We start from the raw sequence: 20,101 nt of genomic DNA, 5'->3' as shown, positions 1-20,101 counted from the left end.
GCAGGGATCTTCAGGAATGCGAGGAATCGGAATGGGAGGCGAGCGGCGCGGCGTGATCGGCATCACTGGGCTGGAAACCACCGCCCAGCGCCTTGCTCAGGCGCACGGAGGTCTGCACCTGCTGCGACTGCAGGCCGGCCAGCTGCTGCTGTGACTGCAGCAGGGTGGACTGCGCGGTCAGCACGTCCAGGTAGCTGCCGATGCCAGCGCGATAGCGCTGCTGGGCCAGGTCGAAGGCCGAACGCGCGGTGTCCACCGCCTGCTGTTGCGCGTTCGACTGCTGCGCCAGTGAGCGCACCGCGTTGACCTGGTCGGCCACGTCGCGCAGTGCATCGAGCACGGTCTGGTTGTAGTTGGCAACCGCCAGGTCGTACTGCGCATCGGTGTTGGCCAGGTTGGCGCGCAGCTTGCCGCCTTCGAAGATCGGCAGGCTCAACGCCGGGCCGATGTAGGCGAAGGTGGAGCTGCTCTTCAGCAGATCGCCCACGTTCGGTGCGACGACGCCAGCCAGTGCGGTCAGGTTGAAGCTCGGGTAGAACTTGGTCCTGGCGACCTTGATCTGCTTGTCGGCCGCTTCCACCCGCCAGCGCGCGGCAACGATGTCCGGACGACGGCCGAGCAGCTCGCTGGGCAGCACGCCCGGCAGCTGGAGCGCCATCGGATTCAACGCCTGCGGACGCTGGATCGACAGGCCACGGTCCGGGCCCTTGCCGACCAGGGCGGCCAGCGCGGTGCGGGCGGCGTCGATGCGCTGCTGTGCGGCCAGCACCTGCTGCTGCGCGGCCGGCACGCGGGCCTCGGCCTGGCGCACCTGCAGATCGCTGTCGATGCCGGCACTGCGGCGCTGGCGGGTCAACTGCAGCGACTTCTGCGAGCGGGTCAGCTCTTCCTCGGCCACGTCGTTGAGCTGCCACGCGTAGGCCAGGTCGGCATAGGCCTGGGTGATGCCGGTGGACAGGTTCAGGCGCGCGGCCTGGGCTTCAACAGTGGCGGCATGCGCGCCATCCACGGCGGCTTCCCAAGCGGCGCGCTTGCCGCCCCACAGGTCCACGCCATAGCTGAAATCAAACGCGACCTGGCTGCTGCCAGCGTAATGGCCGCCCATCTCGCTGCCGGCCATCGACTCGGGCAGGCGCAGACCGGTGTAACCACCGGACACCGACAGGCTGGGCAGGCGATCGGCACGCGCGGTACCGACCTGCGACTGCGCCTGGCGCAGGCGCGCATCGGCAGCGTCCAGGCTCGGGTGGCCGGCCAGCCCCTCGGCGACCAGCGCGTCCAGCTGCGCATCGCCCAGTGCCTTCCACCAGTCCTGCGCCGGGAAGCCGGTGGCGCTCAGATCGGTGTCGGCCAGGGTGCGTTCGCTGTGCAGGCTGTCCACATCGAGCACGTGGCCCTGCGGGTTGAGGCCGCGGCTGCTGGCGCAGGCGGCCAAGGCCAGGGCCAGCGCTGATACCAACAGCGCGCGCCCGGACCGGCGGAGAGTGGAATGCGGGATCGGGTTCATGGGGTCGTCAGGGAATCGCGGATTCGGGTGAGGAGGGACAGCAGCTGCGTGCGTTCGTCGGCGGACAGGTCACGCAGGGCGTAATCCATCACCGCGTCGCCACGCAGCTTCAGCCGCGCCCACAGCGCGCGGCCTTCATCGGTCAGCACGATCTGCAGCGCACGCCGGTCCTGGGCATGCGGCTCGCGGCGTACGCAGCCCAGTGCCTCCAGCTTGTCCAGCAGACGGGTCACCGCACTGGGCACCTGGTCGATGGCCTGGGCCAGTTCATTGGCCGTGCACGGCGCCATGTTCGAAAGCACCTTCAACCCGATGTAGTGGGTGAAGCCGATGCCGAGGTCTTCTTCAGCCATGGAGGCGTCGAGTTGGCGGACCAGGCCGTCGCGCACCTGGCGCAGCAGCAGGCCGAAGCTGGGGGGAGTGGTTGCAGGACAGATCATGGGGGAGCATTCTCTTCCAAAAAAAATATTTCTCAATGGAAATATTCGATCTGGCATCGAATGCTGTGTTGCAGCAGTGGGCTGGATCAGTGAAGGCGCTCACCTTAATGGCCTGCTCAGCTGGCCCGGTAGTACAATTCAGCCAATGGATGACACATTTCAGCCAGCGGATATGATGAACAAGGCAGAAATCCCCCCTCCCAAGCGCCTGCTGCGTGATGACGCACTGGACTGGTTCGAGCGCAATGACGGCCCTTCGGTTGTCGCTTTCCGCTTCGACAGCCCGCAGGGCCTGGTCCGTGAAGTGGACTGGCATCACCATCAGCGCGCACAGCTGATCTGTGTCGAGCGCGGCCTGTTGACCACCCGAACCTCGCACGGCACGTGGTCGCTGGCGCCGGGTTCGGCCGGCTGGATGCCGCCGCTGGAGCCGCATACGGTCACCCTCGACGGGCCATTGCGTGGCTGGGGCATGGCGCTGGCCGCGCCCGCCTGCGCCACCCTGCCCTCCGACCCCTGCGTGCTGGGCCTGTCCAAGCTGGCGCAGGCGCTGGCCGACCGTATCTGCGAATGGCCGCTGGGCTATGCCACCACCCCTGAGCGCCAGCACATCATCGATGTACTGCTGGACGAGATCCGCACCGCACCGCGCCAGCGCATGCACCTGCCGATGCCGCACGACCGGCGCCTGCTGAAGATCGCCTCGCAGCTGCTGGCCGACCCGTCCGACGAGCGCAGCCTGGCCGAATGGGCGCACTGGGCGGGTCTGTCGCCGCGCAGCCTGACCCGCCACTTCCGCGACGAGACCACGCTCAGCTTCGCCCAGTGGCGGCAGCAGGCCCGCCTGTCCGAGGCGCTGCGCCAGCTGACCGACGGCCGCAGCGTGGCCGATATCGCCCACGCGCTGGGCTTCAGCAGCGCCAGCGCCTTCGTCACCGTGTTCCGCCGCCACTTCGGTTTGCCGCCCGGGCGCTACCTGGCGCGGGCCGGGCATGGCCTGGAAACCGGACTGGACCCTGCGCGCGGCTTGGCATCCCCGGCCGCATCCGGATAATCACAGGATTGCGAGCGGCGACCGCCGTCGCCGCCTCCCGACAATAGGTAACAACGCCGCATGACCGATCTTGCCCGCCCCGTGTTCCACGGATTCGAACAACTGCCGCTGCGCGAGTACGCAGAACGCGCCTACCTCGACTACTCGATGTACGTGGTCCTGGACCGTGCCCTGCCGTTCATCGGCGACGGCCTGAAGCCGGTACAGCGCCGCATCATCTATTCGATGAGCGAGCTGGGCCTGAATGCCGCGTCCAAGCCGAAGAAGTCCGCGCGCACCGTCGGTGACGTCATCGGTAAGTACCATCCGCACGGCGACAGCGCGTGCTACGAGGCGCTGGTGCTGATGGCGCAGCCGTTCTCGTACCGCTACCCGCTGATCGAGGGCCAGGGCAACTTCGGTTCCAGCGATGACCCGAAGTCGTTCGCGGCGATGCGTTACACCGAATCCAAGCTGACCCCGATCGCTGAAGTGCTTCTGGGCGAACTGGGCCAGGGCACCACCGACTGGGCGCCGAACTTCGACGGCACCCTGCAGGAACCGACCTGGATGCCGGCGCGGCTGCCGCACCTGCTGCTGAACGGCACCACCGGCATCGCCGTAGGCATGGCCACCGACGTGCCGCCGCACAATCTCAACGAGATCGTCAGCGCGCTGCTGCACCTGCTGGACAACCCCGAGGCCAGCGTGCGCGACCTGTGCGAGCACGTGCAGGGACCGGACTACCCCTCCAGCGCCGAGATCATCACCGCGGCCAATGACCTGCGGAACATGTACGAGACCGGCAACGGCAGCGTGCGTGCGCGTGCGACCTTCACCAAGGAAGCCAACAACATCGTCGTCACCGCGCTGCCGTTCCAGGTGTCGCCGTCGAAGGTGATCGAGCAGATCGCCGCGCAGATGCGCGCCAAGAAGCTGCCGTGGCTGGAGGACATCCGCGATGAGTCCGACCATGCCAACCCGGTGCGCGTGGTGCTGGTGCCGCGTTCCAACCGTGTCGACGCCGAGCAGCTGATGGGCCACCTGTTCGCCACCACGGACATGGAGCGCAGCTACCGCGTCAACCTCAACGTGATCGGGCTGGACGGCCGTCCGCAGGTGAAGAACCTGAAGATGCTGCTCAGCGAATGGCTGGCGTTCCGCAGCAGCACCGTCACCCGCCGCCTGCAGCACCGCCTGCAGAAGGTCGAGCGCCGCCTGCACCTGTTGGAAGGCCTGCTGGTCGCCTTCCTCAACCTGGACGAGGTGATCCACATCATCCGGACCGAGGACGAACCGAAGGCGGCGCTGATCGCGCGCTTCGGCCTGTCCGACGACCAGGCCGAGTACATCCTGGAAACCAAGCTGAAGCAGCTGGCGCGCCTGGAAGAGATGAAGATCCGTGGCGAGCAGGACGAGCTGGCCAAGGAGCGCGAGAAGATCCTCGGCATCCTCGACAGCAAGACCAAGCTGAAGAAGCTGATCCGCGACGAACTGACCGCCGATGCCAGGAAGTTCGGCGACGCACGCCGTTCGCCGCTGGTGCAGCGCCAGGCCGCGCAGGCCATCGACGAGACCGAACTGGTGCCGAGCGAGCCGATGACCGTCGTGCTCTCGGAGAAGGGCTGGATCCGTGCCGCCAAGGGCCACGACGTCGATGCGTCCGCCCTGTCCTATCGCGATGGTGACGCCCTGCAGGGCGCGGTGCGTGCACGCAGCACCCAGCAGGTCGCGTTCCTCGACAGCGAGGGTCGCGCCTACTCGACGCCGGTACACACCCTGCCCTCCGCGCGTGGCAACGGTGAACCGCTCACCGGACGCTTCTCGCCGGCCGCGGGCACCAGCTTCGTGACCCTGGCCAGCGCCGAGCCGGACACCCGCTTCGTGCTGGCCTCCACCCACGGCTACGGCTTCGTCACCCGCTTCGAGAACCTGATCGGCCGCAACAAGGCCGGCAAGGCGATGCTGAACCTGTCAGCCGGTTCGACCGTGCTGACCCCGTCGGTGGTGGCCAACGTCGCCACCGACCGCATCGTGGCGGTGACCAGTTCCGGCAACCTGCTGGCAATCGCCGCCAACGACCTGCCGGAACTGGACAAGGGCAAGGGCAACAAGATCATCGAGATCCCGAAGGCCAAGCTCGCCACCGAACGCGTGGTCGCCATCGTGGCGATCAGCCCGGGCCAGACCCTTCAGGTGCGCAGTGGGCAGCGCACGATGGGCCTGAAGTTCAACGAGCTCGACGCCTACCTCGGCGCCCGCGCCACCCGCGGCCACCTGCTGCCGCGCGGCTGGCAGAAGGTGGAAGGGCTGTCGGTGGAATGAGGGCCGCGGCCCTGCTCATGGTGGGTGTCAACCTTGGTTGACACGCCTTGCCCCGGTAGACGCCAACCTCGGTTGGCGTTTTCCATCCCAATGGGGTCAGAGCCGTTTTCGTCGAAAACGGATCTGACCCCGGACACGAAAAAGCCGGGGCATTCCCCGGCTTTTTCGTTGTCGGCTGGCGGGCGGTGGAGCAGCTGGCGGGCGAAAGCTGGCTGGCGGTGCTCCGGTGCTGGCGGGCGACAGAACGCTGTGCTTCTGGTAGACCCGACCGCTGGTCGGCTGCCCTGCAAAAGCGGCCGACTAACAGTCGGCCCTACCGGGTCGGCGCGAGGCGCCGGCTCAGTGCGCCGGGGCGCCGTTGCCGTCGATCTTGCTCAGCTGGTACAGCTCCAGGCCGATGCGCTTGATCAGGCCCAACTGCTGTTCCAGCCACCAGGCATGGTCTTCCTCGGTGTCCTTCAGCTGCGCCAGCAGCATGTCGCGGCTCACGTAGTCACCCTTCTCCTCGCACAGCTTCATGCCGGCGGCGAGATTGTTCCGAACCGCGTATTCAGTATCCAGATCCTTCTGCAGCATCTCCTCCACGGTCTTGCCCGGCTCGGTGGCATGCGGGCGCATGTCCGGGTCGCCTCCGAGGAACAGGATCCGGCGCAGCAGCGCGTCGGCGTGCTGGGTTTCCTCTTCCATCTCGTGGTTCAGGCGTTCGTACAGCGCGAACAGGCCCTGGTCCTCGTAGCGGCGGGAATGGATGAAGTACTGGTCGCGGGCAGCGAGTTCGCCGCGCAGCAGTTCCTTCAGGCAGGCGATGACGTCCGGGTTGCCTTTCATGGGGGGCTCCTGTGAATCGATGTGACATAGGGTGCCGCATTTCAAAATACGGTGATCTAATCGGAATCAGTCGCAGTTGCGCCTGCGGCTACAATCGGCCCACGAGTTCGGAAAGGACGTGCGATGCGACGTACATGGCGTTGGGTGCTGGGCGTGCTGATCGCCATCGTGCTGGTTACCGTACTGGGCCTGTGGCTGCTGCTGCGCGGCAGCCTGGCCGACCTCGATGGCGAACATGCACTGCCTGGGCTGGCCAGGCCGGTCACCGTCGAACGCGATGCGCTGGGCGTGGTCACCATCACTGCCGGCAGCCAGGCCGACGCGATGCGAGCACTCGGCCACGTGCATGCGCAGGAGCGCTATTTCGAGATGGACCTGATGCGCCGCAGTGCCGCCGGCGAGCTGTCGGCGCTGTTCGGGCCGAAAGCCATCGACGCCGACAAGCGCATGCGCGTGCATCGCCTGCGCGCCCGCACCGAGGCGCATCTGGATACCGCGCTGGGCGACAACGGCGCGGCCGTGCGTGCCTATGTGGACGGCGTCAATGAAGGCCTGGCTGATCTCTCCGTGCGGCCATGGGCCTACCTGCTGCTGCGGCAGTCACCGCACCCGTGGCAGGCCAGCGACAGCGTGCTGGCCGGACTGGCCATGTACGCCGACCTGCAGGACCCAGGCAACCAGACCGAGCTTGCCCTGAGCCGCATCCGCGCGGTGGTGCCGCCGGCGCTGTACGCGCTGATCGCCCACGAAGGCACCGAATGGGATGCACCGCTGTTTGGCGAAGCCACCGGCAACGCGGCCCTGCCCGATGCAAGCCAGCTCGATCTGCGCACATTGAAGGGAAAGCCGGGCACCGAGCAGGAGGAGGCGGACGTCATCGGCAGCAACAACTTCGCGGTGGCCGGCGCGCTCACCGCCGACGGCCGCGCGATCGTGGCTGACGACATGCACCTGGGCCTGCGCGCGCCTGGCCTGTGGTTCCGGGTGCGCCTGCGTTACCCCGACCCGCAGGCTGCAGGCGGCCAGGTCGACGTCACTGGCTTCTCGCTGCCTGGCCTGCCGGCGGTGATCGTCGGCAGCAATGGACACGTCGCTTGGGGCTTCACCAACAGCTACATCGATACTGCCGACTACCGGACTGAACCGGCCAGCGCCGCTGTGACCGTGCACGACGAACGCATTGCGGTGGCCGGCCAGGCCGACGTGGTGTTCCCGGTGCGCGAAACCGACTGGGGTCCGATCCTGCATACCCATGCCGATGGCAGCGGCGACGCCCTGCGCTGGGTCGCACACCTGCCCGGCGCGGTGCGCCTGGACTTCGGTGACCTGGCCCGCGCCGGCGATCTGGATGGCGCCCTGCACTTCGCCGACCGCGCCGGCATCCCCGCGCAGAACCTGGTGGTCGGCGACCGCAGCGGACGCATCGCCTGGCGCCTGATCGGCGCCCGCCCCGACCGAGGCCCCGGCTGTGCACCGGCCGGCTTCACTGCGGCCAGCAACCAGGATTGCGCGCCGTGGCCGATCCGCAGCGATGCCTCGCCGGCACTGATCGATCCCCCCAACCATCGCCTGTGGACCGCCAACGGCCGCGTCCTCGACGGCGAAGCACTGGCCAGCGTCGGCAATGGCGGCTATGACCTTGGTGCCCGGGCGCGGCAGATCCGCGATCTGCTGGCAATCCAGGAGCGCTTCGACGAGCACGACCTGCTGGCGATCCAGCTCGATGATCGTGCCGTATTCCTGCAGCGCTGGTGGGCCCTGCTGCACGATGTCATCGAACGCAGTGACGACCCCGCCCTGAAGCGTTTGAAGGAGGTCAGCCATCAATGGGGCGGCCGCGCTTCGGCCAGCTCGGTCAGCTACCGGGTGGTGCGTGAATTCCGTACACAGGTAATGGAGACGTTGTCCGATGCACTGCTGGCACCGGCCAACGCGGCACTGGGCGATGACTATCTGGACCCGCGCCTGGCGCAGCTGGAAGGCGTGGCCTGGCCGATGCTGCAAGAGCGTCCGGCCAATCTGCTGCCTCCCGCCTTCGACAGCTGGGACGCGCTGCTGCTTGATGCAGCTCGCCGCACCGAGAGCGAGCTGGCCAAGCGAGGCCCACTGGCCCAGCGCACCTGGGGCGAGCGCAACACCGCGGCGATCTGCCATCCCATCGCGCGTGCATTGCCGGACATCGCCAAACGCTGGCTGTGCATGCCCACCGATCCCCTGCCCGGTGACCGCGACATGCCACGCGTGCAGACGCCGAACTTCGGTGCCTCCGAACGCATGGTGGTTTCGCCCGGCCACGAGGCCGACGGCATCGTGCACATGCCCGGCGGCCAGAGCGGCCATCCGCTGTCGCCGTACTGGGCGGCCGGCCACGAAGACTGGGTGCATGGCCGACCGACCCCGTTCCTGCCAGGCAAGGCGCAGCACGTGATGACGCTGGTCCCTGCGCGTTGACGACCAGGGTCAGATCCCTTTTCCAAAGAAAAGGGATCTGACCCCATCATTGCAGCGTCAGGCCAGCGCCTGCTCATGCACGCCGGCAATCGCGCGGCCGGAAGGATCGGCTGCTGCCGCGAAGCTGGCATCCCACGCAATCGCCGCCGGCGACGAACAGGCAATCGACTTGCCGCCCGGCACGGTCTCGGCCGCCGCGCGGCTGGGGAAGAACTGTTCGAACAGGTGGCGGTAGTAGTACGCCTCCTTGGTCTGCGGCGGGTTGTGCGGGAAGCGCTTGTCGGCCGCCGACAGCACGCGGTCGCTCACCTGCGCTTCGGCATGCGCTTTCAGCCCGTCGATCCAGCCATAGCCGACGCCGTCGCTGAACTGCTCCTTCTGCCGCCACAGGATGCTGTCCGGCAGGTAGCCCTCGAACGCTTCGCGCAGCACCGCCTTCTCGATGCGGCGGCCACCGAAGCCGGCACCGACCATCTTGTGCGCGGCATCGAAGCGCATCGCCACATCGAGGAATTCGCGGTCGAGGAACGGGACACGCGGCTCCACGCCCCAGGCCATCATCGACTTGTTGGCGCGCAGGCAATCGTAGTTGTGCAGGGCATCAAGCTTGCGTACCAGCTCATCGTGGAATTCGCGCGCATCCGGCGCCTTGTGGAAGTACAGGTAGCCGCCGAAGATCTCGTCGCTGCCTTCGCCGGAGAGCACCATCTTCACGCCCATCGCCTTGATCCGCCGTGCCAGCAGGAACATCGGCGTCGAGGCACGGATGGTGGTGACGTCGTAGGTCTCGATGTGGCGGATCACTTCCGGCAGCGCATCGAGGCCTTCCTCGAAGGTGTATTCGAAGCCGTGATGCACGGTGCCGAGTGCCTCGGCAGCGATCGCCGCAGCCGCCAGATCGGGCGAGCCCTTCAGGCCGATCGCGAACGAATGCAAGCGCGGCCACCAGGCTTCGGTCTGTCCACCATCCTCGATGCGGCGACGCGCGTAGCGTGCGGCCACCGCCGCCACCAGCGACGAGTCCAGGCCACCGGACAACAGCACGCCGTACGGAACGTCGCTCATCAGCTGGCGTTCCACCGCATGCTCGAACGCCTGGCGCAGTTCGGCCAGGTCGGCCTGGCGGCCCTGCACGTCGGCATAGTCGCGCCACGGTTGCTGGTAGTAGCGCACCAGCTCACCGCTGGCGCTGTCGAAGTAATGGCCCGGCGGGAACTGCGCGACGTCGGCACAGGTATCGACCAGTGCCTTCATTTCCGAGGCCACGCGCAGCCGGCCCTGTGCATCGTGGCCCCAGTACAGCGGCACCACGCCCACCGGGTCACGTGCCACCAGCACCCGTCCGGCCTCGCGATCCCACAGGGCGAAGGCGAAGATGCCATTGAGCTGTTCCAGCCACTGTGCTGGCGTACCGCCCTGACGGTACAGCGCGTTGATCACCTCACAGTCCGAACCGGTCTGGAAGTCGTAGGCGGTGGTCAGCGTGGCCTTCAGCTGCTGGTGGTTGTAGATCTCGCCGTTGACCGCCAGCGCCAGCTGCCCATCGGCCGACAACAACGGCTGCGAGCCACCGGCCGGATCGACGATGGCCAGCCGTTCGTGAACCAGCAGCGCGCCTTCATCGAGGTACACGCCGCTCCAGTCCGGACCGCGGTGACGCTGGCGTTGCGACAGCTCCAGCGCGTGGCGGCGCAGGGCGGGAAGATCGTCACCGGCCTGCAGGCCGAAGATTCCGAAGATCGAACACATGGCAGAGCTCCTGTTGTGGGGATTTCACGGGGAAGGTGTTCGACCGGCAACCAGGCCCGGGGGGACTGCGCCCGGGCACAAAAAAACCCGCATCGGCTGATGCGGGTTTTCTGGTGTCCGGGCGTGTGTTGCTGTCTATCTACCCAGGGCGCAGTCCCGCATCGGCCGCGCACGATTATTCGCGCGCAGATTATTGCGGTTGTTGTTATTGACGGCGGTGGCCAGGCGGATCGACATGGCATCGACCCTACCCCGGTTTTCGGCGCCGCGCAACAGTTGCGTCGGCAACCACGCGGAAGGACCGCCACCGCGCCAGCCAGCGCATAATGGCCCACCCTGAACCGTGTAACAGGAATGCAACACCGCAATGGACGCACCGGGGCGCTGGCCGCCCTGCTCTGCCTGGGCCTGGCCGCCTGCCAGAGCCTACCCCCACCTTCCACACTGCAGCTGGACCAGCAACAGGTACTGGAGCAACGCGGAACCGACGGCAGCTTCGACGGCGCCTGGGAAACCGCGCGGACCTTCGAGCGCTTCAACGATCTGCGCGCCGTCACCTACTACGAGCGTGCCGCAGCGATCACACCCTGGACCTTCCACAACACCAAGGCGGAAGAAGCACTGGGCCGGATCTGGATCTCCGGCACGCTGCAGCATGCCGACAGCCCCCACATCAACCCGGCACCGGTGCTGCGCGCGTCCTGGCGACGTGGCGAACGCTGGTCTATGGCCGCCGCCAACCACGGCAATCCGTATGCGTTCTTTGACCTGGCCAAGGCCTATCGCGAGCGCGGCGATGCCCAGCGAGCGCTGCGCTGGGACCTTCGCGCGATGGTCTACCAGCGCTATGCGTCGTCGTCATCGGGACTGCCCGGCGCAGTAGCGGCCACAGGCGATACCGTGCATCCGCTGGTGGCGAGGATCCAACGCCGTGCCGCTGCAGGTGACGCCGACGCACAGGTCGATCTGGGCGCACTGCTGGAAAAAGGCGTCGGCCTGCCACGCGATCCAGCGCGTGCACTGCAGCTGTACCAGCGCGCAGGTGAGCGGGGCAATGTGTTCGGCCAGTACTTCGCCGGGCTGCTGCTGGGCCGCAGTGCGCCGGGCGTGGAGAAGGACACCGATGCTGCCGCGCGCTGGTTCGCGCGCGCCGAGGCGCAGCGCTTCTACATGGCCGCGCCCAGCTACTGGAAGAAAGCAATCGAGCCGCCGTTCTTCATTTTTTCAGAGTAGAGCCGAGCCATGCTCGGCCGCTTCTGGTGGAATAAACAGCCGAGCATGGCTCGGCCCTACTGGGAAGCGGCCCCGGCGGGAGGCGTGCCGACCAACGGTCGGCACCCACCTCGGCAGGATCGGGGTATCCCCACCACAGGGCTCACACCAGCAACCGTTCCACCAGCCGCTGGTACAACCCCGGCAGTGCTTCCAGATCGTCAACGCGCACGTTCTCGTCCACCTGGTGGATGCTGGCGTTGACCGGTCCTACTTCGATGCACTGCGCGCCCAGCGGCGCGATGAAACGTGCATCCGAGGTGCCGCCGCCGGTGCTTTCTTCCGGGGCACGGCCGATGTGCTCGGCCAGTACCGCGCGCGCAGTCGCACGCAGCGTGCCTTCCGGGGTGTAGAACGGCTCACCGCTGCGATGCCACTTGAGCGTGTACTGCAGGCCATGCCGGTCAAGCAGTGCAATGATCTCTGCCTCCAGCTTCGGCGCATCCCAGTGCGGGTTGTAGCGGATGTTGAAATCCACCTCCAGCTCGCCGGGAATCACGTTGTTGGCACCGGTACCCGCGTGGATGTTGGATATCTGCAGGCTGGTCGGCGGGAAGCTCTCATAACCGTCGTCCCAGCGCCGTGCGCTCAGTTCGGACAGTGCCGGTGCCGCCTGATGGATCGGATTGCGCGCTTTTTCCGGGTACGCCACATGCCCCTGCACGCCCTGCACGCGCAGCTTGGCAGACAGGCTGCCACGACGGCCTACGCGCAGCAGGTCACCCAGCGTCGAAGTAGACGATGGCTCTCCGGTAATGCACCAGTCGATGCGCTGGCCGCGTTCGGCGAACAGCCGCGCCACGTGGCGCACGCCGTCGATCGCATCACCCTCCTCGTCACTGGTCAGCAGTACTGCCAGCGTGCCGGGATGATCGGGATGTGCGGCGACGAACTGCTCGGCGGCGACCACGAATGCAGCCACGCTGCCCTTCATGTCGGCGGTGCCACGGCCGTACAGCACACCATCACGGATCTGCGGCGTGAACGGATCGCTGGCCCAGGCCTCACGCGGGCCAGGCGGTACCACGTCGGTGTGGCCCAGCAGCACCAGTACCGGCGCACCCTGGCCGTGGGTCGCCCACAGGTTGTCGACCTCGCCCAGGCGCAGGTGGTCGCAATGGAACCCGGCCTGCTTCAGCCGCGCCGCCAGCAATGCCTGGCAGCCGGCATCGTCCGGCGTCACCGAAGGCCGCGAGATCAGCTCGCAGGTCAGGTCGAGCACCGCGCTCATGCGTCGCCCACGCTGAAGCGCGCCTTGAAGCCGTTGTCACTGAACCCCTGGGTGACCTTGCCATCGGTGGTGACCACCACCGGGCGCTTGATCAGCTGCGGGTACTCGCGCAGCAACAGCTTCCACTCGGCCTCGGAATCGGCGGACTTGCGGTTGTCCGGCAACTGCCGCCAGGTGGTGGACGACTTGTTGACCATCGCGCCCAGGCCGCCCAGCTGCGCCGCCCACGCCAGCAGCGTTTCCGGGCTGGGCGTGTTGTCGCGGTAGTCGACGAAGGTGTACGGCACGCCGAAGCGGTCCAGCCACTTGGTCGCCTTCTTGCAGGTATCGCAGTTCTTCAAACCGTAGACAGTGGTGCTCATGGCCATCTGTGATGCTGGAAAACAGAGGGCCAGAATCTCACAACAGGCGCTCGGACACGACCCGGAACGGCACCCGGGGCAGCCGGAAGGCCAGTCCCCCATGCAACGCCACGTCCATCGCCTGCAGACGAGGGCAATGCAACTCCCCGAGCAGGCGCAGCGGCAGCAGGCTGTCGACGTCCACCGGCAACGCAATGCGCGTGCTGGCCCAGCGGTGGTCACAGGTACGGGCGATGGCCTCGTCCTGGCAGGTCAGGAAGCTCAGCACGGCGCGGTGACCACCGAAAGCGGCCGACCATGCCGCATCCTCCCAGGCGCCTGCGGCCCGCCACTGCAGGCGCAGGTCCGGTGCACTGCCCTCCCCACCCTCGATCCCCGTACAGCCGCCGCCTTCGGCGTCCAGCACATGCGCGAAGCGTGCCGGCAGATGCGGCTGCATGGCATCGCTGAAGGCGCGTGCGCCGGCCACGAAGGCCAGCTGGTCCATCACGTTGCGATCGAACAGCACCACCGGCGTTCCGTCCGGATCGTCGTCGCGGCGCAGGTACCAGCGCCAGTTGCTCTGCCTGGGAGACGGCAGCAGAGAACGCAGCGGCCCAGCCAGCGCCGGCCCGAAGTGCCCATGCCGGTAGCTGAGGATGGTGTAAGGCGTATGTCCGGCATGGACCACGTAATGATGGCCCGGCGGTGGCGTTGGTGCGTGGCGCACGTCGACCCACCAGCTCACGTACACCACGTCGCGCACATCGCTGACCAGGGCCGGCATCGGCCAGCGCCGCGACAGCCCGCGGCGCAGACGGGTCCAGCGCAGGGCGTGCAGCAGGCGCGGCAGCATCCGCCCGAACAGGGTGTCGGACGGATGCCGGTAGATCGCGGACTGCGCCAGATCCTCCGGCGCAGTCACCGTCAGTCGGCCAGGCCGCGCAGCAGGTCGTTGACGCTGGTCTTGCTGCGGGTCTTGGCATCGACCTGCTTGACGATCACCGCGCAGTACAGCGAATGGGTACCGTCCTTGCTCGGCAGCGAGCCGGACACCACCACGCTGTACGGCGGGATGTAGCCATAGCTGATCTCGCCGGTGGCACGGTTGTAGATGCGGGTGCTCTGGCTGAGGAACACGCCCATGCCGATCACGCTGTGGTGGCCGACCACCACGCCTTCCACCACTTCCGAACGCGCACCGATGAAGCAGTGGTCCTCGATGATGGTCGGGCTGGCCTGCAGCGGTTCCAGCACACCACCGATACCGGCGCCGCCGGACAGGTGGCAATGCTGGCCGATCTGCGCGCACGAACCGACGGTGGCCCAGGTGTCGACCATGGTGCCCTCGCCGACGTAAGCGCCGATGTTGGTGAAGCTCGGCATCAGCACCACATCCTTGCCGAAGTACGTGCCGCGACGGGCAATCGCGCCCGGCACCACGCGCACGCCGCCACGGCGGAATTTGGCTTCGTCGTAGCCGGCGAAGCGCGATTCGACCTTGTCCCAGAACGGCGCCGGACGCGCATCGACCACCGCCATGTCGTTGACTCGGAAGTACAGCAGCACGGCCTTCTTCAGCCACTCGTTGACCTTCCAGCCACCGTGGCCGTCCGGCTCGGCAACGCGGAATTCGCCGCTCTCCAGGCCATCGATCACGCGGTTGACCAGCGGCTTGGTCGAACCTTCCAGTTCGTGCAGGGTCAGCGTGGCGCGCCGCTCGAACGCGCTCTCGATGCCGAACTTCAGCTCTTCCACGCCCGGCGCGGCCGGCTTGCGCAACGACTTGCGGGCGATGGTCTCGGCGCGCGTGGTTTCAGCGCTCTTGGCCGGAGCCTTTTTCGCTGCTGCGGCCTTTTTCACCGGGGCCTTCACTGCAGCGGCCTTCTTCGGCGCAACGGCCTTCTTCGCGGCCGGCGTGGCGGCAGCAGTTTTCCGGGCCGCTGCGCTCTTGGTGGTCGCGGCGGTCTTCTTGGCGGGCTTGGTGGCCATCAGGCGGGGTCTCCGGCGTTTCGATCAGGGTCCAGGCAGGCCAGCATTGCGTCATGCAGCTGCTGCCGGGCGGGTTCAGTCAGGGGGAGGTCGTGTTCGTCACTGATCACGAAGGTATCTTCGGCGCGTTCGCCAAAGGTGGCAATGCGCGCGTCCTGCACGCGCAGGCCCTGGTTGCGCAGCACGAACGCCACATCGGCCAGCAGGCCGGGACGGTCGGGGGCGACCAGGGCAAAACGGGTCGCGCCGGGCTCATCGCGGAACTCGATGCGCGGCGCAAAACGGAAGTGGCGCAGCTGCCGTGGCACCACGCGGCGTGACGGCCGCAGGCGGGTCAGGTCGCCGCTGAGCGCTTCACGCAGGGCGGCCTCCAGGTTGGCGCTGCTGCCATCGGCAAAGGTATCGGCCGGGCTCACTTCAAACGTATCGAAAATGGTATCGGCCGGGCCATCCAGCACGCGTGCGCGATGGATGCCGTAGCCCTTGCGGTCCAGCGTCATGACGATCGCGGCGAACAGGCCGTCGCGGTCAGGCGAGTGCACGAACACTTCCAGTGCGGGATCGTCGACGCTGATCCGGCGCACCTTCACCAGCGCCTGCCCCTGCTTCACCGGCACCAGGGCAGCGGCCTGCCAGGCCAGCTGCTCCGGGCGCAGGCGGATGAAGCCTTCGTCGGGCATCACCGCGAACTGGCGATCGATGGTGGCGTCGTCGTAACCCTGCTCGCGCACCAGTGCACGCACGCTGTCGCGCGCTTCGGCCACGCGCTCGGCGGCCGGTACCGGATGCTCCAGGCCCTCGCGCAGCGCACGCCGTGTGGCGAAGTAGAGGTCGGCCAGCAACCGGTCCTTCCATGCGTTCCACAGCTTCGGGCTGGTGCCGGCGATGTCGGCGCAGGTCAGCAGGTACAGATAGTCCAGACGGTCGCGGCTGCCGACCAGGGTCGCAAAGCGATGGATCACCACCGGATCGGCGATGTCCTGCTTCTGTGCCGTCATCGACATGCGCAGGTGCTGTTCGACCAGCCACGCGACCAGCTCGGTATCGGAAGCACTCAGCCCGTGCGCCTGGCAGAACGCACGCGCATCGACCGCTCCCAGTTCCGAGTGATCACCGCCACGGCCCTTGGCGATGTCATGGAACAGGCCGGCAAGCAACAGCAGCTCCGGCTTGCGCAGGCGCGGCCACACTTCATGCGCGATCGAGAAGCGCTCGTCGGCACGGCTGCTGGCGAACAGGCCGATGTTGCGCAGGACCATCAGCGTGTGCTGATCGACGGTATAGACATGGAACAGGTCGAACTGCATGCGCCCGCTGACCTGGGCGAAGGCGGGAATCCACTGCCCGAGCACGCCCAGCCGCGCCATGCGCGAGAGCGTATCGACCGGGCGCTGGCCGCGCAGCAGCGCCAGGAAATGTTCGCGTGCATCGGTATCGGCCTGGTCGTAGGCCGGCAGCTGCGGCAACGATTCGGCCAACGCGCGTGCGGTCAATGAATGCAGGCCCCGCACCTGCGGGTTGTTGGCCCAGCCGGCGAACAGCGCGAATACCTGGCCGATGTCGCCACGCGGCCATTCGGCCTCGTTGGCGGCCAGATAGCCACGACGCAGGGAAAAACCAACGGTCAGCGGTTCCGGCTGTGCCTCGCCATCGAACTGCTCCTCGAAGCGCTGCAGCAGGCGGTCGCTGATCCGGCGCACCACCAGTGCGGCGCGGTAGAAGCCCTGCATCATCTTCTCGACACCGAGGTTCTCGGCGTCGTCTTCGAAGCCCAGGCGCGCGGCCAGGGTCTTCTGGTAATCGAAGCGCAGGCGCTCTTCCGGGCGACGTGCCACCAGGTGCAGGCCAAAGCGCAGGCGTGCCAGCACCGCGCGCTCGCGCTTCAGTGCTGCCGCTTCGTCGGCGCCCAGATGGCCGAGCCCGACCAGCGCCTCCAGGTCACGCACGCCGAACGCACGCAGCGCCATCCATCCCAGCGTGTTGAGGTCGCGCAGTCCGCCGGGACCATCTTTCAGGTCGGGTTCCAAATTATCGGCGGTGTCGCCAAAACGCTGGTGGCGGTTGCGCAGTTCTTCCAGCTTGGCCAGGAAGAACGCACGCGCCGGCCACAGCTCACGGTCGTCGATGGCCTCGCGCAACGCGCGACGGGTCGCATCCTCGGCGAGGATCGGTCGCGCCTCGATCAGTGCGGTCATCACCGTCTGGTCGGCAGCGGCCTCACGGCACTGCGCGGCCGAGCGCACGGCGTGGCTGACCGCCAGCCCGCAATCCCACAACAGCGCGAACAGGCGCGCCAGCGCGGCCTCGTGGGCCAACTGCGCCGCCGGCTCTCCGAACACCAGCAGGTCGATGTCCGAACACGGGAACAGTTCCCCACGCCCGTAGCCGCCCACCGCGAACAGCGACAGGCCGCTGTCGGTGGGCAGGCATCGCTGCCAGGCAAGGCGGATCAGGTGGTCGGCAGCGCGCGCGCGCAGCGCCAGCAGTCGCTCGATGTTGTCGCCCTGGTCGAATCGGCGGTACAGGCGCGCGTCGGCCTGCTGCAGCGCCTGGCGCGCGGCAGCAGCCCAGTCCGTGTCATTGAGCGACGCGGCCGGCGTGTCCAGCAGCGAACTCGCCGGCAACATGCTCAGGAGACCTGCGACTCGCCCGGCGACAGGGTCAGCACGTCGACGCCGGTTTCGGTGACCGCGATCATGTGCTCCCACTGCGCCGACAGCTTGCGGTCCTTGGTCACCACGGTCCAGCCATCCGGCAGCACCTTGTTGTAGCGGGTGCCCTCATTGATCATCGGCTCGATGGTGAAGGTCATGCCCGGCTGCAGCACCAGGCCCTGGCCGGGACGGCCGTAGTGCACCACCTGCGGTTCGTCGTGGTAGACCTTGCCGATGCCGTGGCCGCAGTACTCGCGCACCACGCTGAAACGCTCGCCTTCGGCGTAGCTCTGGATGGCATGGCCGATGTCGCCCAGCGTAGCGCCCGGACGCACCGCGCGGATGCCGCGCCACATGGCTTCGTAGGTGGCTTCCACCAGACGCCGCGCCATCACCGAGGGGGTGCCGACGAAGAACATGCGGCTGGTGTCGCCGTGCCAGCCATCCTTGATGACGGTGACGTCGATATTGATGATGTCGCCATCCTTCAGGACCTTCCCTTCACTGGGAATGCCGTGGCAGATGACGTTGTTGACCGAGGTGCACACGGTCTTCGGGAAGCCGCGGTAGCCGACGTTGGCCGGAATGGTGCCCTGCACGTTCACGATGTGGTCGTGGCAGATGCGGTCCAGTTCCTCGGTGGTGACACCGGGCTTGACGTGGGGGGTGACGATGTCGAGCACTTCGCTGGCCAGGCGGCCGGCGACACGCATCATCTCGATTTCCTGCGGGGTTTTCAGATTCACGCTCATGGCGCCCATTATCGCCGATCCGGCCGCAATCTGAACGAACGCCACCCAACTGGCGATCCGGGCCATGCACGGTTCCGGCAAGGAAAGTGAAAGCGTGATGGAGTCCGCCCTTTCGCCTGCCTATTTATCACGGATTACAGACACTTACGGCACCTAAGCTGGGGCCACTGTCGTCAAAGCGGCGCCGAACATGCCGCCTTCGCCTTGTTCAACGGACCTTCGGGTCAGGGAGGTTGTCCATGCGATTCCCGCTTCGTTCGCCGCTTGCCTGGGCCTTGGCCGGGGTCCTGCTGTCCAGCCCGGCCCTGGCCGCCGACACCACCACTTTCAACGTCACCCTGGTGGTTACCAAGGCCTGCACCATCACGGCGGCGGCCGCCACCAACGTCGACTTCGGTACCGCCGCCTCGACCACCGCTACTCCCACCCTGGGCCAGGGTACGGTGACCGCACAGTGCTCGGCCCTGACCCCGTACACGATTTCACTGAATGCGGGTGCCAACGCCAGCACCGCCAATGACGTCACCACCCGCCGGATGAAGAACACCAACGCCGCGGTGACCGCCAACAACTTCGTGGGCTACCAGCTGTACCAGGATGCCGCGCACACCCTGGTCTGGGGTTCCACCTCCGGCACCAACACGCAGGCCGGCATCGGCACTGGCCTGGCCGTGCCTTACATCGTCTACGGCCAGATCCTCAACCTGAGCACCAACAACCCGGCCACCGGTAACTACCTGGATACGGTCACCGCCACGATCACCTATTGATGGAGCACGCCCGCATGGCCGGACCCCGCCCGTGGCGCGCCACCGGCGTGGCGTTGCTCGCCCTGTGCCTGCTGGCGACCTCCATGGCAGGTGCCACCAGCCTGCAGGTCGCCCCCACCAGCCTGCAGCTGGAAGCCCGCCAGCGTGCCGGCGAGCTGTGGCTGACCAACAGTGGTACCTCGCCGGTGAAGCTGCAGGTACGCGTCTTCCGCTGGGTGCAGCAGGGCGGCCAGGAGCAACTGCTGCCCACCGATGAACTGATGGCCTCCCCGCCGATGCAGGAGCTGGGCGCCGGCCAGCAGCAGCTGGTGCGGGTGATGCGCCCGACCCGGGAGCCCCCCTCGGTGCAACAGTATTTCCGCCTGATCGTGGACGAGGTGCCGGACCTGGCCACCCGTGCCGAGGGCATGCAGTTCGTCCTGCGCTACTCGATCCCGGTGTTCGTACAACCCGCGTCCGGCAAACTCGCCCCCCAACTGCAGGCGCGCCTGGTAACGCTGGACGATGGCCGCAACGGCGTCGAGGTAACCAATTCGGGCAACAGCTACGCACAGATTGCCGATCTCGCACTCGGCAGCCTCAAGCGCCCGCGCATCGTGCACCCTGGCCTGCTGGGCTATGTACTCCCCGGCCAGGTGATGCGCTGGCCGATCGAGCGCGTGGCGATCGACCGCGACAACGACCAGATCACGGCCAAGCTCAATGGCGAGTCGGAACAGACGCCGCTGTCGCCCCCATCGGCTCGCTGAGGCGTTG

Annotated in this window: 16 protein-coding genes; 6 read left to right on the top strand and 10 right to left on the bottom strand. The window is 67.2% G+C overall.

The window, feature by feature from the left end; translation table 11 throughout:
• Nucleotides 1-10 precede the first annotated feature (10 nt).
• The gene (gene emrC, locus ACZK2G_RS07075) at nt 11-1,507 is read right to left on the bottom strand and encodes a multidrug efflux transporter outer membrane subunit EmrC (RefSeq protein WP_046983119.1); all 1,497 of its coding nucleotides are present in this window, start codon (nt 1,505-1,507) and stop codon (nt 11-13) included.
• Entirely contained in the window at nt 1,504-1,947 is a 444-nt protein-coding gene (gene emrR, locus ACZK2G_RS07070; protein ID WP_025877626.1) for a multidrug efflux system transcriptional regulator EmrR, read from the bottom strand. Before emrR ends, emrC begins: the two co-directional genes overlap by 4 nt.
• Nucleotides 1,948-2,119: 172 nt before the next feature.
• On the opposite strand from emrR, the gene ACZK2G_RS07065 reads away from it, so the two are divergent.
• Together ACZK2G_RS07065 and parC are read left to right on the top strand one after the other, a co-directional pair.
• Complete coding sequence (locus ACZK2G_RS07065) at nt 2,120-3,001, top strand: helix-turn-helix domain-containing protein (RefSeq protein WP_478475037.1); 882 nt, start codon at nt 2,120-2,122, stop codon at nt 2,999-3,001.
• Nucleotides 3,002-3,061: 60 nt separating this feature from the next.
• Nucleotides 3,062-5,305, top strand: a complete 2,244-nt coding sequence (gene parC, locus ACZK2G_RS07060) for a DNA topoisomerase IV subunit A (protein ID WP_046983121.1) — start codon at nt 3,062-3,064, stop codon at nt 5,303-5,305.
• A 339-nt stretch (nt 5,306-5,644) separates the two neighbouring features.
• Here the strand turns inward: parC and bfr are convergent, their stop codons facing one another.
• Nucleotides 5,645-6,133, bottom strand: coding sequence for a bacterioferritin (gene bfr, locus ACZK2G_RS07055; RefSeq protein WP_004151115.1), 489 nt, complete (start codon nt 6,131-6,133; stop codon nt 5,645-5,647).
• Nucleotides 6,134-6,256: 123 nt separating this feature from the next.
• Between bfr and ACZK2G_RS07050 the strand changes: the two genes are divergently transcribed.
• Nucleotides 6,257-8,584, top strand: coding sequence for a penicillin acylase family protein (locus ACZK2G_RS07050; protein ID WP_478475035.1), 2,328 nt, complete (start codon nt 6,257-6,259; stop codon nt 8,582-8,584).
• 57 nt (nt 8,585-8,641) lie between these two features.
• Here the strand turns inward: ACZK2G_RS07050 and asnB are convergent, their stop codons facing one another.
• The gene (gene asnB / locus ACZK2G_RS07045; protein ID WP_136638653.1) at nt 8,642-10,333 is read right to left on the bottom strand and encodes an asparagine synthase B; all 1,692 of its coding nucleotides are present in this window, start codon (nt 10,331-10,333) and stop codon (nt 8,642-8,644) included.
• Between the two features lie 354 nt (nt 10,334-10,687).
• Between asnB and ACZK2G_RS07040 the strand changes: the two genes are divergently transcribed.
• A complete protein-coding gene (locus ACZK2G_RS07040) occupies nt 10,688-11,566 on the top strand; it encodes a tetratricopeptide repeat protein (RefSeq protein WP_046983125.1) in 879 nt (292 codons plus the stop codon).
• Nucleotides 11,567-11,708: 142 nt separating this feature from the next.
• Here ACZK2G_RS07040 and dapE read toward each other — a convergent pair whose 3' ends face one another.
• The 6 genes from dapE to map are packed head-to-tail and all read right to left on the bottom strand — an operon-like array spanning nt 11,709 to nt 18,584.
• Nucleotides 11,709-12,836: a succinyl-diaminopimelate desuccinylase gene (gene dapE, locus ACZK2G_RS07035; protein ID WP_046983126.1), complete on the bottom strand. Its 1,128-nt coding sequence runs from the start codon at nt 12,834-12,836 to the stop codon at nt 11,709-11,711.
• Nucleotides 12,833-13,204, bottom strand: coding sequence for an arsenate reductase (locus ACZK2G_RS07030; protein ID WP_136638654.1), 372 nt, complete (start codon nt 13,202-13,204; stop codon nt 12,833-12,835). Before ACZK2G_RS07030 ends, dapE begins: the two co-directional genes overlap by 4 nt.
• 31 nt (nt 13,205-13,235) lie before the next feature.
• On the bottom strand, nt 13,236-14,102 hold the full coding sequence (locus ACZK2G_RS07025) for a hypothetical protein (RefSeq protein ID WP_478475032.1): 867 nt from the start codon (nt 14,100-14,102) through the stop codon (nt 13,236-13,238).
• Nucleotides 14,103-14,104: 2 nt separating this feature from the next.
• Entirely contained in the window at nt 14,105-15,169 is a 1,065-nt protein-coding gene (gene dapD, locus ACZK2G_RS07020; RefSeq protein WP_253077639.1) for a 2,3,4,5-tetrahydropyridine-2,6-dicarboxylate N-succinyltransferase, read from the bottom strand.
• Entirely contained in the window at nt 15,169-17,778 is a 2,610-nt protein-coding gene (locus ACZK2G_RS07015) for a [protein-PII] uridylyltransferase (RefSeq protein WP_478475564.1), read from the bottom strand. Before ACZK2G_RS07015 ends, dapD begins: the two co-directional genes overlap by 1 nt.
• Nucleotides 17,779-17,798: 20 nt before the next feature.
• A complete protein-coding gene (gene map / locus ACZK2G_RS07010) occupies nt 17,799-18,584 on the bottom strand; it encodes a type I methionyl aminopeptidase (protein WP_032969368.1) in 786 nt (261 codons plus the stop codon).
• Between the two features lie 230 nt (nt 18,585-18,814).
• Here map and ACZK2G_RS07005 point away from each other — a divergent pair, with 230 nt between their 5' ends.
• Both ACZK2G_RS07005 and ACZK2G_RS07000 read left to right on the top strand, forming a co-directional pair.
• The gene (locus ACZK2G_RS07005) at nt 18,815-19,345 is read left to right on the top strand and encodes a Csu type fimbrial protein (RefSeq protein WP_046983131.1); all 531 of its coding nucleotides are present in this window, start codon (nt 18,815-18,817) and stop codon (nt 19,343-19,345) included.
• Nucleotides 19,345-20,094, top strand: a complete 750-nt coding sequence (locus ACZK2G_RS07000; RefSeq protein ID WP_478475030.1) for a fimbrial biogenesis chaperone — start codon at nt 19,345-19,347, stop codon at nt 20,092-20,094. The genes ACZK2G_RS07005 and ACZK2G_RS07000 overlap by 1 nt, the downstream gene beginning before the upstream one ends.
• Nucleotides 20,095-20,101: the final 7 nt, after the last annotated feature.

The organism is Stenotrophomonas sp. 107298_Sma, assembly GCF_056480345.1.
This window is presented reverse-complemented; position numbering and strand designations above follow the sequence as displayed.

What these genes read in the sequence shown, in the direction of transcription:
- emrC (WP_046983119.1), bottom strand. Translation starts at nt 1,507, where the DNA reads ATGAACCCGATCCCGCATTCCACTCTCCGCCGGTCCGGGCGCGCGCTG.
- emrR (WP_025877626.1), bottom strand. Translation starts at nt 1,947, where the DNA reads ATGATCTGTCCTGCAACCACTCCCCCCAGCTTCGGCCTGCTGCTGCGC.
- ACZK2G_RS07065 (WP_478475037.1), top strand. Translation starts at nt 2,120, where the DNA reads ATGATGAACAAGGCAGAAATCCCCCCTCCCAAGCGCCTGCTGCGTGAT.
- parC (WP_046983121.1), top strand. Translation starts at nt 3,062, where the DNA reads ATGACCGATCTTGCCCGCCCCGTGTTCCACGGATTCGAACAACTGCCG.
- bfr (WP_004151115.1), bottom strand. Translation starts at nt 6,133, where the DNA reads ATGAAAGGCAACCCGGACGTCATCGCCTGCCTGAAGGAACTGCTGCGC.
- ACZK2G_RS07050 (WP_478475035.1), top strand. Translation starts at nt 6,257, where the DNA reads ATGCGACGTACATGGCGTTGGGTGCTGGGCGTGCTGATCGCCATCGTG.
- asnB (WP_136638653.1), bottom strand. Translation starts at nt 10,333, where the DNA reads ATGTGTTCGATCTTCGGAATCTTCGGCCTGCAGGCCGGTGACGATCTT.
- ACZK2G_RS07040 (WP_046983125.1), top strand. Translation starts at nt 10,688, where the DNA reads ATGCAACACCGCAATGGACGCACCGGGGCGCTGGCCGCCCTGCTCTGC.
- dapE (WP_046983126.1), bottom strand. Translation starts at nt 12,836, where the DNA reads ATGAGCGCGGTGCTCGACCTGACCTGCGAGCTGATCTCGCGGCCTTCG.
- ACZK2G_RS07030 (WP_136638654.1), bottom strand. Translation starts at nt 13,204, where the DNA reads ATGGCCATGAGCACCACTGTCTACGGTTTGAAGAACTGCGATACCTGC.
- dapD (WP_253077639.1), bottom strand. Translation starts at nt 15,169, where the DNA reads ATGGCCACCAAGCCCGCCAAGAAGACCGCCGCGACCACCAAGAGCGCA.
- map (WP_032969368.1), bottom strand. Translation starts at nt 18,584, where the DNA reads ATGGGCGCCATGAGCGTGAATCTGAAAACCCCGCAGGAAATCGAGATG.
- ACZK2G_RS07005 (WP_046983131.1), top strand. Translation starts at nt 18,815, where the DNA reads ATGCGATTCCCGCTTCGTTCGCCGCTTGCCTGGGCCTTGGCCGGGGTC.
- ACZK2G_RS07000 (WP_478475030.1), top strand. Translation starts at nt 19,345, where the DNA reads ATGGAGCACGCCCGCATGGCCGGACCCCGCCCGTGGCGCGCCACCGGC.